Origin of the sequence: Pseudoalteromonas sp. (assembly GCF_036960685.1) — a bacterium.
Classification (GTDB): domain Bacteria; phylum Pseudomonadota; class Gammaproteobacteria; order Enterobacterales; family Alteromonadaceae; genus Pseudoalteromonas.
In genome coordinates this window covers 1-16,408 of record NZ_JBALXK010000023.1, presented here as the reverse complement: position 1 = coordinate 16,408, position 16,408 = coordinate 1, and the positions used below count along the sequence as shown (strand labels likewise).

At 37.0% G+C, this 16,408-nt stretch carries 11 protein-coding genes and 2 pseudogenes; 5 read left to right on the top strand and 8 right to left on the bottom strand.

Annotated features, from left to right (window positions below; all coding sequences use genetic code 11):
• Positions 1–12: 12 nt before the first annotated feature.
• The 6 genes and pseudogenes from V7783_RS16770 to V7783_RS16745 form a co-directional block, all read right to left on the bottom strand.
• Positions 13–2,727 (bottom strand): TrlF family AAA-like ATPase, encoded by a 2,715-nt coding sequence (locus V7783_RS16770; RefSeq protein ID WP_335679695.1) that lies wholly within the window; start codon positions 2,725–2,727, stop codon positions 13–15.
• Positions 2,724–3,905, bottom strand: coding sequence for a restriction endonuclease subunit S (locus V7783_RS16765; protein WP_335679694.1), 1,182 nt, complete (start codon positions 3,903–3,905; stop codon positions 2,724–2,726). The genes V7783_RS16770 and V7783_RS16765 overlap by 4 nt, the downstream gene beginning before the upstream one ends.
• Positions 3,905–5,542 (bottom strand): annotated as a pseudogene (locus V7783_RS16760) (type I restriction-modification system subunit M). Before V7783_RS16760 ends, V7783_RS16765 begins: the two are co-directional and overlap by 1 nt.
• Before the next feature lie 88 nt (positions 5,543–5,630).
• Positions 5,631–6,905, bottom strand: coding sequence for an N-6 DNA methylase (locus tag V7783_RS16755; protein ID WP_335679693.1), 1,275 nt, complete (start codon positions 6,903–6,905; stop codon positions 5,631–5,633).
• Positions 6,905–7,501, bottom strand: coding sequence for a restriction endonuclease subunit S (locus V7783_RS16750; RefSeq protein ID WP_335679692.1), 597 nt, complete (start codon positions 7,499–7,501; stop codon positions 6,905–6,907). The genes V7783_RS16755 and V7783_RS16750 overlap by 1 nt, the downstream gene beginning before the upstream one ends.
• 382 nt (positions 7,502–7,883) lie before the next feature.
• Positions 7,884–9,824, bottom strand: a complete 1,941-nt coding sequence (locus V7783_RS16745) for a DNA topoisomerase III (RefSeq protein ID WP_335679691.1) — start codon at positions 9,822–9,824, stop codon at positions 7,884–7,886.
• A 198-nt stretch (positions 9,825–10,022) separates the two neighbouring features.
• Here V7783_RS16745 and V7783_RS16740 point away from each other — a divergent pair, with 198 nt between their 5' ends.
• Positions 10,023–11,129 carry a hypothetical protein gene (locus V7783_RS16740; protein WP_335679690.1) on the top strand — a complete coding sequence of 369 codons (1,107 nt, stop codon included), beginning with the start codon at positions 10,023–10,025 and terminating at the stop codon, positions 11,127–11,129.
• Positions 11,126–11,566, top strand: coding sequence for a hypothetical protein (locus tag V7783_RS16735; RefSeq protein WP_024599844.1), 441 nt, complete (start codon positions 11,126–11,128; stop codon positions 11,564–11,566). The genes V7783_RS16740 and V7783_RS16735 overlap by 4 nt, the downstream gene beginning before the upstream one ends.
• A gap of 124 nt (positions 11,567–11,690) precedes the next feature.
• Here V7783_RS16735 and V7783_RS16730 read toward each other — a convergent pair whose 3' ends face one another.
• Positions 11,691–11,939 carry a helix-turn-helix domain-containing protein gene (locus tag V7783_RS16730; RefSeq protein ID WP_442961390.1) on the bottom strand — a complete coding sequence of 83 codons (249 nt, stop codon included), beginning with the start codon at positions 11,937–11,939 and terminating at the stop codon, positions 11,691–11,693.
• 153 nt (positions 11,940–12,092) lie between these two features.
• Between V7783_RS16730 and V7783_RS16725 the strand changes: the two genes are divergently transcribed.
• Positions 12,093–12,623: a hypothetical protein gene (locus tag V7783_RS16725; RefSeq protein WP_024599842.1), complete on the top strand. Its 531-nt coding sequence runs from the start codon at positions 12,093–12,095 to the stop codon at positions 12,621–12,623.
• A gap of 188 nt (positions 12,624–12,811) precedes the next feature.
• A pseudogene (locus tag V7783_RS16720) lies at positions 12,812–13,744 on the top strand (DNA topoisomerase); the annotation flags it as partial.
• An 18-nt stretch (positions 13,745–13,762) separates the two neighbouring features.
• Here the strand turns inward: V7783_RS16720 and V7783_RS16715 are convergent.
• Positions 13,763–15,073, bottom strand: a complete 1,311-nt coding sequence (locus V7783_RS16715) for a M20 metallopeptidase family protein (RefSeq protein ID WP_335679689.1) — start codon at positions 15,071–15,073, stop codon at positions 13,763–13,765.
• A 100-nt stretch (positions 15,074–15,173) separates the two neighbouring features.
• On the opposite strand from V7783_RS16715, the gene V7783_RS16710 reads away from it, so the two are divergent.
• A complete protein-coding gene (locus V7783_RS16710) occupies positions 15,174–16,031 on the top strand; it encodes a tetratricopeptide repeat protein (protein WP_335679688.1) in 858 nt (285 codons plus the stop codon).
• Positions 16,032–16,408 lie beyond the last annotated feature (377 nt).

Sequence of the window (16,408 nt, the reverse complement as noted above, 5' to 3'; positions counted from 1 at the left end):
AAAACCCTCTATTTATAGCACTCTTAATCTATTGTATCTTTTGTCGAAAGCAGTCGCGCCACCTTCCATAATATCGCAGACATGATCTCTGATTTCTTGCTCACACAAGCCCCCAGCTTTCAATACCTGAACTTGACCAGCATGAAAATGAAGAACATTTACAAACTCAGCATCACCGTTAACAACAATGTTAGGATTATGCGTCACCATAATAATCTGTCTACGTTTTTTGTTCTCATGAATTTGCGATACAATAAGTTGATAAATTAACGCGTTATCTAAGTCATCTTCAGGCTGATCGACAATAATTGGATTATTACCATGACTGAGTAAAAAAGCTAAAATAGCAGCAGCTTTTTGCCCCGCAGAGCCTTTTTCAATATTTTCAAACTTAGCTTTTTCAATATCTTTTGCATACTCTACAACAAGTTGGTCATCAGGCCACCAAGTCATTAAGCGGTCAAAAATTTCAGGCTGTTGTGAAAACTTTTGTACAAGTGAACTCTTCAAGCGATTATCAATACGATATTGCGCTACTTCTTTCTCTAAAACCAAAGCAGATATAGCATTCTTTAGCTCGTGAGTTTCGCTAGCAGTACCTTTCAAATTAAAATCACTTGAAAGCAATTTAAACAACAGACTATTCGCTTGATCATCTTGGTAAATAGAAGTAGAAAAACTATTCTCCACACCAATACACCTTCTAAACTGTGCTTCAACATTAGATTTATTTGCAAATGGTAATAGCTTCATTTTGACATATCGATTACCGCCAATAACGTTTTGAATAAATTTTTGGCGCTTTCTTTGTAATCGTCTTCTCAATATATATAACTTCTTAAGTGATTTATCACGCTGAGATTTTTTAGTTGTTAGATCAACTTGAACAGTTTCTAACTCTTCTAATTGAGTGTTAATCTCATTTCTTTGAGTGAGCCAAATTTCGTATTGCTCAGGATTTAGCTCTTCCCCTTTGTCAGCATACTCTTGAACAACTTGTTCATATTGTTGTTTGGTTACAGCCCCCTTAGTACACCAAATTGACTCACTAATTGCCTTTTCACGATCTTGTTCAGCTTTGGTAATCAACTCTTTTATTTTTGCCAATTCAGTTTGGACAACGGTTAAATCACCTTTAAATGTTGCTTGTATTCCTTCTAGTTCTGTAACGTAAGCAGGTTTATCTGCACCTTCTTCTACCAAAGTCAGTTCCGCAAACTCCTCTGATAACATATTGTCTATTGAATCAATTAGGCCTGCCACACCAGCAGAATTTTCAACTTTCTGCTTTTCAAGTGTAAAAATTTGATAGGCATTAAATATGTCTTTATGACCACCTTGTTCAAAACTTTCTATATCACTATTTAAATCATCTTTCTGTGATTCAAGAGCGCCTTTGTTATCCAAACGCTCTTGCAGTTGACGTACTTCTCGACAAAAACCTAAAAACTTATTCAGTTCGGTATCAAACAGATATTTCCATGCTGAATGATTAACCTCGTTTGAACGATCAATAATTTCTAATAAACTATTTGTGTTACTAGCCAATGCATTAATTTGCTTTTGGCTATACAAACTAACGTGAAAGCGTTCTTCTGGCTTTCCATTATCAAGAGACCAAGTACCTTCTTGAAACTTATTGATGTATGGCGCTGTATTATATTTCCATATAGATTGATACGATTCATCTCTTCGTTGTAACTCAACACAAATTGCAGTGTCAGCTTTGGTTACACCATCCTTAAAAGAACAAATTTCTTCATGAATCTGTGGAAGATCTGATACTTCATTCTCACGTCCTAATGCCAATCGCACAGACTCTATGAATGTAGACTTACCTGAGCCACGTCCACCGATAACCGCATTAAAAAGAGGGTGTAAGTTAAAGGTTGCTAGCTGACCGGGGAAACGCCCACAATGCTGCATCTGTGAAATATTCAAACTTTTTAAAAATATATCAGGTGTAGAGTTAGGATCATCAACACCATTTTCCACACAAAAATCATGATCATGTAAAGCAAGCTTAAGTCCATTAATTGAAGGCTGACTCATTTTTATCCATGAATAGCCTTTACCTAAACGACTACACTCATGTGCATCTGAGCCTTGAAGTTTAGCTAAATGAGAACAAGCGCTAGCAAGTTCTGGATTAACTGTGTCCAGAAAATTGAGTTCAATAAACTCAGCTGCTTCAATCTTACTCATCCAGCGCTCTATTTCTTGGTTCGTTTTAGTAACACCATGTAGTAGACCTTTGGCACGATCAATATGTGCCGGAATTGCGACGCCATTAGCTAAGTGTACAATATCAATAACGTTATTAATCGATTCAGTTGCACAAGTGACTTCTGCATCGCCGTGCCCCTCTGTAATGCCACATTGCCCTAACACAGCAGAAATTTTTGCAGAGTCACAAATGGGATCGAAAACAGCAAGTATGTGAACGCGAGTTTGCCCTGTGCTTACCGTTATTTCGCAAGCAGGAAATAAAGAAATGGGTCGATACCATTCTGCAGATTGATCAAGTTCTGCATATGTAGCTTTCAATCTGTCTATCCAACCACCAGAAACATGATCAGCGATAGCTACACAGTCAACTTTTTCTACCATCAATGCTTTAAGCCAATCAGTTTCTGTTTCTTCAGGCTTTTTGTAATCTGATGATGCTGGTGTATGCGTATGAAAATCAAACTTATACCAACGACTACCTAAATATTCATTACTCATAATTCAATTTGTCCTGAAATTAGCTTAGGTAACAGCATATCTCGTTGCTGTTTAAGGTTATTTTTGGCTTTCGCTATAGCATTTTTTTGCTTAAATATAGGTCTTATGAAATCATCAAATTCAGCAACCAAATCTGCGGAAGGGATAATGATTTTATTACTATATGCACTTTCTCTATTTAAACCTGGAACAGCCGCATCTGAGTTAAAGAATCTTTGATGTAATAAGTTGTAATAAAGATAGAGCTTCGACAATTCAGATTTAACATAAAAAACTGTATCAATTGGCCAGCAGTCTTGGTCAACCCAAAAGGTTTTACCTACATTGCCTTTTCTTCCAACAATGATACATGGGCCATCTACAAGCGCTTTATCATGATAGCCACCTACACCTCCACTGCCATAGACAGCCACATCACCGCCTTTACGATCTGCTTTCTTTAATGCTTTACCATATGCTAGTTCAAGAACATCTTTAAGCGTTTTAACCTCCCATCCATCAGGAATTTGACCTAGTGGCGAGTCGATGAGTTTAGGGTTGCCGTCAGCATCAAGGTTTTCTTCGTAGTTTGGATAACGAAAGTTAACGAACCATTCGCGATACAGTGATTGAGCCATGTCTTCTAAAATAGCGATACGGCGGTTGTTGTTTTCGATTAAGTTGTCGTAATTTTCTAGTTTACTAGCAATAGATTCTTGAACTTCTAACGCTGGGAGTCTGAATTTAAAGCGTTTAATGGCTTCCAGTGTAATACTTGCTTGGCTAGCTGCTCCCTGAGCCGTTCCTATTATATATTCTTTAAAGTCCTCACTGCGTAACAAGTAATATAGAAAGCCAATACAAATATCTTCTTTCGGTACTATTTTTACAGCATTTTGATTAAGTAGGGCACCGTCAACAGATTTTGGCACTCTAACTGTTTTACCTACAACTGAGGCTGGATTTGAAGGCCAAGACCCTACAGTCTGTATAACAACATCACCAACAGCCAAGCTATAGCGAGAGTATTGTTCACCTAGCTCAGTTGAAATGTTCATCAAATTAGTTGGACATACCGAATCTTCGGTAAAGTCACTTACTTTTACAATTTTGCGACCGCTATCAACGAACCACTTACTTTTAAAGGCAAATCCTTTTTGTGTTGAAATGTAGTCTCCTAGAACAGTATTTTCTTCCATTATGCAGCTCCTAATACTTTTACTACATTTTCAGAAATAGAAGCTTCTAATTCATGTGCCTCGGCATTTAATATTTCTAACTCTTCCTGTAATGCGGTCAACTTAACAGTAAAGTCTTCATCACTCTCTTGTTCACCTTCTGCAACACCGACATATCGGCCAGGATTTAAGCTATAACCTTGCTCAATAATCTCAGCCTTCGTTGCCACTTTACATAAGCCAGCGATATCTTGATAAGTTAGTTCGCCACTCTCTTTTTTAAAGAAGCTTTCAAGCGAATAATTACCGTCATTGCCAGCATCGGGGTGAGTTTCAAGGTAAGTATTATCAATATCCTGCCCACGGTATAAACGCACTATATTGGCAATAAAGTTTAGTTGCTCGCTAGTGTAATCACGCACGGCGCGAGTTACTTGACGGAAAATATGGCGAGCATCAATAAACAATACTTTGTCTTTGTTATGCGCTGGTTTGTTTTTATCTAAAAACCATAAGGCACAAGGCAAGGTTACGGTGTAAAAAAAGTTACTTGAAACGGCCACCATGACATCAACACCATCTTCTTCGATTAGCTTTTGACGGATCTCTTGCTCTGAACCTCGAGCATCACTCGCTGAATTTGCCATAACAAAACCTGCTCGACCTTTCTGGTTAAGTGCTGAGTAAAACATTTGAATCCACAGGTAGTTGCCATTGTCATTACGTGGCATGCCATAAGGGAAACGGTGTTTATCACCTTCTAAACGGTCTTTTTGGATTTCGTTAACATTAAACGGTGGGTTAGCCATTACATAATCAAACTAACCATACTGTTTACCGTCAATTACTTCACCTTTAGCTAAATCGAACGGGTCTTCATAATAAGAGTTACCTTCACGGATATCACCTTGTAAACCATGAACCGCGAGGTTCAGCTTAGATAGACGAACGGTATCACCTGTTTTTTCTTGCCCAAATACTGACAACTCATCAGAGGCATCTTTATTATGTTTTGCAACAAAATCGGCAGAGCTGATGAACATACCACCGCTACCACAAGCGGGGTCGTATACTTTTCCGTGGTAAGGTTCAATCACTTCTGTGATTAACTTGACTAATGCTGAGGGAGTGAAAAATTCACCACCGCCTTGACCTTCAGTTTTGGCAAACTCATTAAGGAAATACTCGTAAATACGCCCAAATATGTCTGAGCCAAGAGTGAAGTCGATGTCATTAAAGTTTTTAAGTAAACTATTGAGCATGTCGTTTTCAAAGCGAGAATAGGTTTTAGGTAGGGCATCCTTAATGGCTTCGTTTTCAGCTTCTAGCGCTTTCATGGCATCATTCACCTGAACACCGATATTAGAGCCTTCAGGAAGTGCTAGTAGGTTAGAGTAGAGTGCTTCATCTGGCACATACATTGCGCCTTCTGCTTGTATTTTAGACTTTATATCGCCACTGCCGCGACGGCGAGAGCTAGACTGTTCTTCTATCTTGCTTTTTGCCAGAGTAAAACGATACTCAGCATACTTAAGAAAAATTAAACCTAGTATTGGTCGAGAGTATTCTTGAGCTGTTAAGCCTGTATTAGCGCGTAATGAGTCCGCTGCTGACCATAAACGTTTTTCTAATTCTTCTATCTTTTTAAAATCTGCCATTTTTATAATCCTTCTTATAATTCCCTTTATGTAGGGTAATGTATCAAATATGAGTTTACTTATATACAAACTGAACAGTACGACTATCTTATTGATATTTAGCCAGTAGTGATTTCAACGTTTTTTGAGATTGTTCAAACTCAACTTGATAGTTATTTAGTATTTGTAGCTCTTGCTCAACATCTAACTCTTCGACTTCAACGTTTTTAACTATGTACCGTGAAATATTGAGCTCGTTATTCTGCTCTCTAATTTCGGGCATAAATACGGCTTTGTAGCGTTCGTCGTTAGCTAGCTTTCCTGCAGCTAAATCAGCGATTAACACTGCGTCTTCTTCTGAAATAGTTATTCTGTTTTTGTTGCTTTTACCTATTTCACTGGCATCCACAAATACCACTGAAGAACCTGCTGGTTTGTTTTTGTTAAGCACCAAAATAACAGGGGGGATGCTTGTGCCATTTAGAACATTAGCGGGCAAGCCAATAACAGCTTCCAGTAATTCGTTTTCTAGCAAATGCTCTCTTACTTTTGCATCGTAACCGCCTCGAAATAAAAAACCTTGGGGTATTAAAATGTAACCTTTACCCGTTTCATTTAATTTACTTAAGGCTTGTTGTATCCATAAGCTATCACCAGCAGCTGCCGATATTGGCTTATCTTTAAGTACTTCGATAAAAGGAGCGCCTACTAACATGCGCCGTTCATCTGCACTAAATTTCTGAGCCATTGGCGGCTCCATAACAACTAAATCAAATTGTTTGTCTAATCCAAAATTTGACTCTAAAAGTGAGTCTGTATTTGCCAACTTGAAATGTTTATTTTCAAGCGCGAGTAATCGGTAAGCAGAGATATAAGTACTGCGATTCTTTTCTTCTAAGCAAAGAGTTTCTGAATTTAAGCTAGATGCTACTCTTGCTAAACCACATGCTCCGTCATATAAGGATTTGCCACTACAATCACCAACTAGCGCAGAAAATATCCTTTCCATATTAAGGTTGGCTAAATCTGCTGAAAACCTTCCAGGTACTTGTGCATTCATTTCCCTTAAAGCCTTAGCAAGCGTGTCAAAGTTTAAAATGGCTGCGATGAAAGAGACGACAAGGTTGATTATCTTCACGTCAATTCGATATTGCTCTGGCGCTGAGCATATCTCAGTTGGATAATTCCCCTCTAACGCTTTTCCAGCTTCTATTAGCATATCTAACTGTTTAGCATGACCGCTATTCACGATTACTTCGAATGACTCAGAGTTTTCCTTTGCAATAAAAGCAACATAAGTAACCAATTCTAATATGTGTGTTACTTCCATTGAGCTACGGCTATTATCAATTAGATTCCTTAACTGTTTTGTTAAATTCTCCATTACTTAGCTCCTTTAATTAATTGGGTAATATAAGCCGTTGAAACTTTCTTTTGTTGCTCTGCCAAATTAAGTGTTGATTGATAAGCCTGGTTGCTAGCATGAAATAGTTCTGCAATTTCATTTTGTTTATTCAACTCTGGCAGCTCAATCACTAACTTTTTGATACTTGATAAGCTTATATTTGTAATTATTGCACCTGTGCTGATCGTACCTAACTGGCTTTGACCAACAGGTGAGTTAAAGTAAGCTACAAGCACCTCCCCAAGTAACTCATTGTTATTTGGTCTAAGTAAAATAAAGTTAGCAGAAGCAATTACATTAAGTTCGGCAATAGCTTTAGTAACGTAACCGGCCTTTATTGAGTTACCTTTAGCAAGAAGCACCACATCCCCTTCTTTTAATAGGAAACGCTGAATATCCTTCCCTTCCTTTATTATTATTTCACTAAGCTGTTGCTCAATAATTTCACCATTTAGATTAACAGAGCTACCTGTTAACAAGCGCATAGCACCTTCAGAGTTACTTTCATTCTTTTCGAATAGCGCGTTTGTTGCACCAGTGGTTAATTCATTACATAACACCTCGATAGTTCTCACATTAAACTCCTTTCGTTTTCAACCTACGAATTAGGTTGTTGGGGTGATATTAGCTATCAAACAAAAGAAAAGCAAGTAGTTTTTTTAATTAATTGAAATCGTACTGTTAGAACGATTTTGAGTGATATTCGTAAATATAAAGAGAAGGTAATCCCATCAGAAAAGAATTGAAATAAGTAAGGGTGACTTTTTGAGCTTTATAATTGACACTAAAAACGTTAAAGGTAGATTTCAAAACACAATTTGATGATGACCGTATCTACGAGTTAATCAAGCAACATATATAATGAAATACGACTGCCCTTGTTATACAAGGGCAGTCTTGAGTTTTGTCAGCTATTTTCTTTATTCGGCGAACAAAATCTTTGATTCTTATTTAAAATTATTTTTTTATAGGGCGACGAGATTGCGTTGATTTACGTTTTGTTCTTGGCTTGAAAGATGACTTTCCTTTACCCTTTAGAGCCTGAAAGTCAATAGATTGAACATTCTGCACTAATTGGTTCAACTGTATTGTTAATGGTTGCATAAAGTTGTTATATGTCATCTCACGTTGGTTGATTGATTCAAGCTGTGATTCCCAGTGCGCGGTCATATCAGGTACAACCATTTTTTCAGGAAGTCCTGTAATTAATTCTTTACCTACATCAGTGGCGCGAATTTCTTTACCATTGCGTTTTAAAAACTGGCGTTTAAATAACAGTTCAATAATACCAGCTCTCGTTGCTTCAGTTCCAAGCCCATCAGTCTCACGCATTATTTTCTTTATCGATGAGTCTTGAACATACCTTGCAATACCTGTCATGGCAGATAGAAGCGATGCATCATTAAAGTACTTGGGTGGCGAAGTTTGTTTTTCAATAAGCTGGGCGTTAATACATTGAACCAGCTCATTTATTTTGACGTTTGGCAGTTTTTTAGCTGAAAAATCATTATCTGAGTTTTTATTGTTTGCTAATTTCGCTGGGAATAGTACTTTCCATCCTTGTGATATTACTTCTTTTTGTTTAGTAACGAATAGCCCACCTGAAATTTTTGTATCAATTTGTTTTTCTTGATATTCAAAATCTGAATAAAACTGAATTAAATATTGCCTTGCAATCAGCTCATAAATATTAGTTTGGAAAGAAGATAGATTACTCATATTTAACGTTTTACTTGTTGGTATTATTGCGTGGTGAGCGGTCACTTTTGAGTCATCCCACGCTCTACTTTTTAGGTTTAGATTTGCATTATCTACAGCTTCACCTAAGGCATTATGATTTGATTTAATGGCATTAGTAACTAGGTTAACTTCTTTTAAGTGCTCTTTAGGTAAGTGACGGCTGTCCGACCTCGGGTAGGTAATAAGTTGAAAACGCTCATAGAGCTCTTGGCATGTATCTAGTACATTTTGAGCGCTCATGCCAAAACGCTTTGAAGCATCAATTTGTAATGCAGATAAGCTATAAGGTAATGGGGGAGCTTGTTTCTTTATCGTCTCTTTAACATCAGCTACAACACCTTCTTTGTTTGTAATTTTTTCAACAACAGTCTCTACTAATTTTTTTGAAACTACATGGTTATCTTCATCCATATAAGGCTCGCAAGCCTTACTGGGTTTCCATTTTGCTTCATAGCATTCATCATCATTTGTTTTAAGGGTTGCTAATACTTCATAGAAAGGTTTAGAAACAAAATTTTCAATTTCCATATCACGATGAACGACTAAGCCTAAAACAGGGGTTTGAACTCGACCAATAGAAAGTACGCCCTGGTAACCGGATTTTTGTCCTTGAAGTGTACATAACCTAGTCATATTAATACCGTAAAGCCAATCGGCTCTGGCTCTGGCCAATGCTGAGGTAGCAAGAGGAATAAAATCAGAGTTTTTTTGCAGCGAATTTACTGACTTTTTTACAGCCGAAGGATTAAGATCACTTATTAAGCATCTCAATGTTTTAGCATTTTTAGCTTTAGATACACCACAAAAGTTAATTACTTCGTCGACTAAAATTTGGCCCTCTCTATCTGGATCACCTACATTGACCAGTTGATCGGCTTGTTTAATTAGCTTTTTGACAACTGAAAGCTGCTTCTTAGTTTTTGTCTTAGCAACAAGTTTCCACTCATCAGGAATAATAGGCAAATGGTCAACTGACCATTTTTTGAATTCAGGATTGTAAAACTGAGGTTCTGCTTGTTCTAATAAGTGGCCTATGCACCAAGTGACGATATCACCGTTACCAGTTTCAGTGTAACCATCATTTTTTTTATGAGGCTTTGGTAATACAGCTATTAGAGCTCTGGCTAGGCTAGGCTTTTCAGCAATAAATAATCTCATTTTATATCTATTATTTGGTTTTAGCTTTTAACGGTGCTGTATATAATAACAGTATTTATGTGTTTGTACATTTACCTATCTAAAATGCTAATCTCATGGTTAGTATCTGATTTAATGAGTGAGCCGCAAGTTTTTCTATTTAACACAATTTTATAAACGCTCAATACAATAATAATTATCGGCTATAGGGATATATTAATGGCAGGAACAAAAGTAAAAGTATCTGGTTTTGAAATGCAGTTTTCAGAAGGTATTGAAGTCAATGACTTCTATCAAGAGCTTGAATCAATTAGTAAAACTCAAGATATTAATGTTGGGCAATATATTACAAGAGTTTTTACTAGGATTGTAGATGGTTTAGCTGTTGGATTAATTTTGACATTTAGGGATGATAAAAAAAAACTTGCAACAGAGAGGGATGACTCAGGGCAGTTGAAAGTTAATAGAGTTGAGTTAAAAGAAGATCAAACTAGTACTGAAGCGAGCTTGTTTTGTTTTAACCCTACGACCAAATGTGGTGTTTTTACGCATTATTCTGGTTCTGCCTCCGTTTCCGTTTACGCATCTATTTTTGGACAAGCCCATAAAAATGTTAAAAATAGATTGGTATCTCAAAAAGTTGATGAATACTCTAGGGGTGGTTCTCGCGGTGATATTAGTAAAATAAAGAGTAGAGTTCAAAGGGAGTTAGGTGGTTCTTTTAGTTTTAAATATATATATCAAGAGAAAGATTTAGACCAAATTTTAGATAATGTTAAATCTCTTTCAGAGGTTGAAGTCATAACAGAGCTTGGTGTACCGGATGAACCTATATTTCGACATATAGGTTCTATAGCTAAGAAAACAACACAGACTATTACTTTTCTAGATAAATTTAAAGTTATAGATAATCTAAGAGGACATCTATCTAATTTTATACATGATGTTTTAGGGAAGAAAGATAAAAAATATGCATTAAGGCTTATTGGTGCCAGTTTAAGTGGGCAAAGAATACAGTATTGGATTGGTAATAATATTGAGGAGTATGGGCATTTTGATTATGACCAATATGTTGATGATCTTCCAGAGAAGGTTTGGGACGAATATTATGAATGCTCAGCCCTCGCAAATATAATTTCAATTGTGTTAAGAGGAAGTGAAACTTTTGGAGAAATTAAAAGTGTTAATAAATGGGATAAATATAAATCTTTATCTGACTCACTTCCAAAACCAGATCTTGAATCAGTTAAAACTGACTCCTTGAAATCAAATGAGGATTTTAAGGATGATAAACTGCCACCGCTACAGATAGAAATGTACCTATGATACCTTATGAATTAGCTATACAAATATTAGCTTATCAATCTAAGTGGAGTGTTGGTCTATTCACAGCAAGCATTACTCTTGCTAGTTTTCTTTTTACAATGAAATCATTTGTCATACAAACTGTAAAAGATAAAATATACGACACGGATAGTTACAAGAAGAAGATCAATCAACGGAGAGCATCTGGCGCTAATATAGAATATTATGGTGCATTAAAGAGGTTAGCATTGCTGTTAAGATGGACAATACTCATAGCTTTAATAAACGCTATGTTCCAATTGATTTTAACTATTTTTAATTGTGTATGGCTTGCGCTTCTATGTTTATTGACAAGTGTTATTACAGGCTTCCTTTTCTTTTACGTCGTTTGGGTTGTTTCTGAAAATATTAGGGATTTGATTGCACAAGCAGAACAAAAGGCTGAAGATGAGGAGTAGCTCGCTTGCTAGTAACCCTGCGTAGTATTTTAATCGTTAAATTTTAGTTTTCCAATTTCATATGAGTGCAGTCTTCTAATTAATAGTACTAATAGTAGAAGGTTAATAATTCATTTTATAAAGATTAAGATCCAGTTAATTTCTTAATTAATCTTCGCTTCTCTTCAACTGACAAATTATCAATTAAACAAGCTAGCTCTGCCGACTCTTGAGAATCACAAAATAAGTAATTTAAAGGTACGCTTAACTCATCGGCCATGCGCTGTAATGTTTGAATATCAGGAGTGTGTCTGTCTTTTTCGTAGTGATTCATCCTGCTACTTGCTGAGCTTTGATCCATGCCAATACGAATGCCTAATTCTTTTTGAGTCATGTTCGCTCGCTTACGAGCTTCTTTAAGCCTGATTGGGATTGGATTTGGTTTAGACACTTAGCTTTCATCTTGTTCACCTGAATAACTTAGATTGTCTAAGTTTTACTTATATTAGTATACTTAGCAATCCTAAGTTTATGTTGGTAGCTCTATATGACTAAAGAAATTAAGCTCAATGAAAATATTTATCATCTTTTGGTAGAAAAAAACTTTAACCACTTTACTATCACTTCACTGCGTAATACTTTGCAAGCGATTAGTGATGCTTATAAAGATCCAGATGAAGTTAGGCGCTTTGTTTATAGGCAGGTGATACGCTTGGTTAATAAAGGGTTATTAATAAGAGACAACAACCCAAGCCCTAAAAAGGCTCAATATAGCAAAACATCACTCTTTAAAGCTTCTATTTTTACTAAAGTAGTTAAGTCGTCAAGTCTTGAATTTACAAAATCAAAAGAGGATACTGATGTTGATTATTTTCAGAGTGAGCTAGGGCAAAAGAAAACTTTGTATGAAGAAGAATCACTCATGATAGCTAGTGAGATTGAAGAATATATTTGGCTTAATGATAAGTATCCGAATAATCGAGAAATAATTGTAGGCCTCCTCAAAAAAAAGCAATTGCGGTTATTATCACTAAAAGGAAAATTAGCTGCGCTAAATAATGTTCAGGAATTAAAGTAATCATTATTAAATTATGAAGTGAAGCTTATGCAATTTTATAATCTTTAAATTCGAGTAATGTTTAAAAAGTTGAGAATTTGATAATGAAAATTCTCACAAAATTTGTAAAGTTCAGTTTTATAGAGAATGATGGGGAAACCAAGACTACATATGGTTTTCTCATATTTTATATTAGTAAAAGTCAATTAGTGTTAACATACCCTCGTTCAGATAATCGTTATTTACCAAAAGATCATCACCAAGAAGCTGCCAGTATCATAAAAGCAATCGCGACTAATAGCGGGCAAAGTGAAGCCAATTGTAATGCGGCAGAGCCTTCAAGACGCAGCAAATGTTTTAATGATGCAAAAGTTGCTGCGCACCATGCAATCATACCTACGGCTAAGCAGTTAAAGTCCGCAAGTTTAAATGCTGATGAAGCGAAAGTGTATGGTTTGATTTGTCGTCATTATCTCATTCAGTTTTACCCTGATTATGTTTTTAATGAAACGAAAGTTGAGGTTACCATCGCGGGTGGTTTATTTAAGGCTAATGCTAAACAAGATGTTGAACTAGGCTTTAAAGTGCTGATGGGCAGATCAGAGCTTAAAGATCAGCAAACATTACCGCCACTGATTAAAGGGCAAAAACTTCATTGTCAGCATGGCGAAATCATCGATAAAATGACCACACCGCCGGCACATTTCACTGATGCCACATTGTTAAGTGCAATGACGGGGATAAGTCGTTATGTTAAAAATCCAGATATCAAAAAAATTCTTAAAGAGACAGATGGCTTGGGAACTGAGGCTACGAGGGCTGGTATATTAGAGCTGCTGTTTAGGCGGCGCTTTTTACAACGCCAAGGTAAATCAATTTTGGCAACACAAACAGGCAAAGCATTAATAAGTGTATTGCCAGAAGGATTAGCGAGCCCTGATTTAACGGCAAAATGGGAAGCGTCCTTAGGTGACATTGCCGAACAGCGACTGAGTTATCAGCAGTTTTTAACACCACTATTAAGTGATTTATCACTTTTTATTGAGCAAGCAGGGCAGTGTAATAGCCAAGCCTTTGCGCAATTACCAAAAACGCCGCAAAAGCGACGTTTTAAAAGAAAGCCTAAACCTAAATCGGCTTAGCTGAAATTTGTAGGCGAGTTATTGGTTAAATAAAGCTACAGCGGCATTACTCATCGCTTTTATCCCTGTTGGCAGTGCAACTTTATAATCAGGCGCAAATTTACTTGAGTGCAGAGATGGCAACGTTTCACCTGATTTTTGTGCTGCAGCATATTGTGCTTGTTCAACACCACCTAGCCAAAATAAAGTAATAGGAATGTTCTGTTCGGTTCGGCCATATAAACCAAAATCCTCACCTGCCATCACCGCTTCGGTTTCTAGTACATTACGAGCACCAATTGCGGCGCTAATTGCACTACGGACAATATTTGTTTGCTCAGGATTATTATAAGTTGAGGGGATTGATTCATCTTCATGTACATATACTTCAGGCATGAGCGACTTATCTAAGCCTGCGCTTAGTGCAATCCCCTGTGAGATCCGTTTAATAGCGGCGATTTGTTGCAAACGTACTTCAGGGTTATAGCTGCGTAAAGTAAGTTGTAACTTAACTTCATCAGAAATTACATTATGCTTAGATCCACCATGGATAGAACCAACAGTAATAACAGAAGGTTCTAATGGGGAGAGCTCACGGCTCGTAATGGTTTGTAGTGCTAATACAATTCGTGAAGCAATGACCACAGGGTCAATCGTTGTATGTGGGTAGGCACCATGACCACCTTTTCCTTTTACAGTAATATCAACAGAGTCAACACTTGCCATAGTATATTCGTTTTTCATACTTACTTTGCCAGCGGGCACACTGGCACTGACATGCAAGGCAATGACATGATCAGGAGTTGGGTATTTAGAGAATAACCCTTCTTTAAGCATTGCTTTTGCACCACCGCCTACTTCTTCTGCTGGTTGTGCGACCATCATTAAAGTGCCTTGCCATGTATCTTTGTGCATTACTAACTGTTGAGCTGTGCCAATAAATGAACTCATATGAATATCATGGCCGCAACCATGCATAACACCAACTGTTGCACCTTCATCATTAGTAACCGTTACTTTCGAAGCATAGGGTTTGCCAGTTTGTTCAATAATCGGCAAGCCATCGGTGTCAGTGCGGATCATAATTGTTGGGCCATTACCATTTTTATAAATTCCCACTACGCCAAACCCGCCAACATTATCAGTGACATCAAAACCAAGTTGTTTGAGTTGTTTTGCTATTTTCTGTCCTGTTTGTTGCTCGTGATAGGAAAGCTCTGGGGACTGGTGTAAATCTAAATAAAGCTTTTCAATCGCGGGCATGGTTTTATCTAGCTTGAGATCTAACGTCGTGGCATTGACCAATGGACTTATAAAAAGCAGGGCGGCGTAAATTTTGTGAAATTTCATAAAAGACCTTTTTGATTTATGGCTTGTGATCGGGGGCTTGTAATTATTGTATCTGCCACCATATAAAACCCTAAATAGTCTGATATGGCAATCAATCGTAATGAATAATATGGTAAATGTTAATCCGCAAAACCTTCAGCAAGTATTAGGTGAAACTTCTCAACAAAAACTTGTATTACTTAGTTTCTTCTCTGCACAGAGCCCTGAGTGTCAATCACAAGCAGCCATTTTAGAAAAAATTGCCAGCCAATATGGTGAACACTTACTTGTTGCGACATTGGATTGTGATATTGAACAGCAATTAGCAGCGCAACTAGCACAGCAAATTGGTTTGCAAACACTACCAACACTGGTGTTTTTAAAAGACTCAGCGCCTGTTGACATGCTGCCTGGTGCACAGACCGAGCAGCAAATACGTGACGTATTAGCAAAACATTTACCAGCACAACATGAGCTTTTGCTAGAGCAAGCCAAACAAGCTTTAATAGCACAAGATCTAAACAGTGCGTTTAGCTATGCAAAGCAAGCTTATGAATTAGACACCACTAATGCTCGCATTAAATTGGTGTTGGCAGATATCTGTATTCAAATCCATAAACTTGATGATGCACAAGCATTGTTGGCAACTGTTGCAGAAAATGAACGTGATGCGTATTTCACCAATATTCAAGCGAAGTGCGAACAAGCACTTTTAGCACAAGAGTCTCCCCAGATTAAATCGCTTCAAAGCCAAGTAGAAAAATACCCAAATGATTTAGAGCTCCAAGCTGAACTCGCTGATGCATTAAATCAAGCGGGTCGCAAAGAAGAGGCGTTAGAGTTGCTTTTCAACATTTTAAAAAAGGATTTAAATTTTGCTCAAGCAAAGCCAACTTTCCTAGAGGTTATAGCGTCTTTACCTGATGGCGATAGTTTAGCCGCTAAATATCGAAGAAAGCTCTACAGCATATTATATTAAGCAAATTTGTAGAAGATATTGAAAGCACTACAGCGTAATGGTGCTTTTTTATACTAGAACCTTGCTTAATACTAAATCTAAGCAATACTAAAGGTCCTCTCGAGAAAAGTTAGTTTTTTTTTTGTTCGGTAAACTACCTGTTTTATGTGCTTTCGTGTGTTTTTTGTACTAAGTGCGCTTTTGTTAAGGTTTTCTTCAAAAAACGCTTGCGTAAAATCTGCGGCGCCCTATAATGCGACCCCACTGAGACGGCAGAGCAGGCAACGCTTAAGCTGCAAGCAAACCACTTAGTAAGTCGAATAAAACTTAAGTTTAGATTTTTTAGAAAGTTTAAAATTAAGTGTTGACAAAAAAATAGGAAAGCGTAATATGCGCAG

Coding starts and splice junctions, on each gene's coding strand:
- V7783_RS16745 (WP_335679691.1), bottom strand. CDS start 9,824: ATGAGATTATTTATTGCTGAAAAGCCTAGCCTAGCCAGAGCTCTAATA.
- V7783_RS16730 (WP_442961390.1), bottom strand. CDS start 11,939: ATGACTCAAAAAGAATTAGGCATTCGTATTGGCATGGATCAAAGCTCA.
- V7783_RS16740 (WP_335679690.1), top strand. CDS start 10,023: ATGGCAGGAACAAAAGTAAAAGTATCTGGTTTTGAAATGCAGTTTTCA.
- V7783_RS16755 (WP_335679693.1), bottom strand. CDS start 6,905: ATGGAGAATTTAACAAAACAGTTAAGGAATCTAATTGATAATAGCCGT.
- V7783_RS16715 (WP_335679689.1), bottom strand. CDS start 15,073: ATGAAATTTCACAAAATTTACGCCGCCCTGCTTTTTATAAGTCCATTG.
- V7783_RS16735 (WP_024599844.1), top strand. CDS start 11,126: ATGATACCTTATGAATTAGCTATACAAATATTAGCTTATCAATCTAAG.
- V7783_RS16770 (WP_335679695.1), bottom strand. CDS start 2,727: ATGAGTAATGAATATTTAGGTAGTCGTTGGTATAAGTTTGATTTTCAT.
- V7783_RS16710 (WP_335679688.1), top strand. CDS start 15,174: ATGAATAATATGGTAAATGTTAATCCGCAAAACCTTCAGCAAGTATTA.
- V7783_RS16725 (WP_024599842.1), top strand. CDS start 12,093: ATGACTAAAGAAATTAAGCTCAATGAAAATATTTATCATCTTTTGGTA.
- V7783_RS16765 (WP_335679694.1), bottom strand. CDS start 3,905: ATGGAAGAAAATACTGTTCTAGGAGACTACATTTCAACACAAAAAGGA.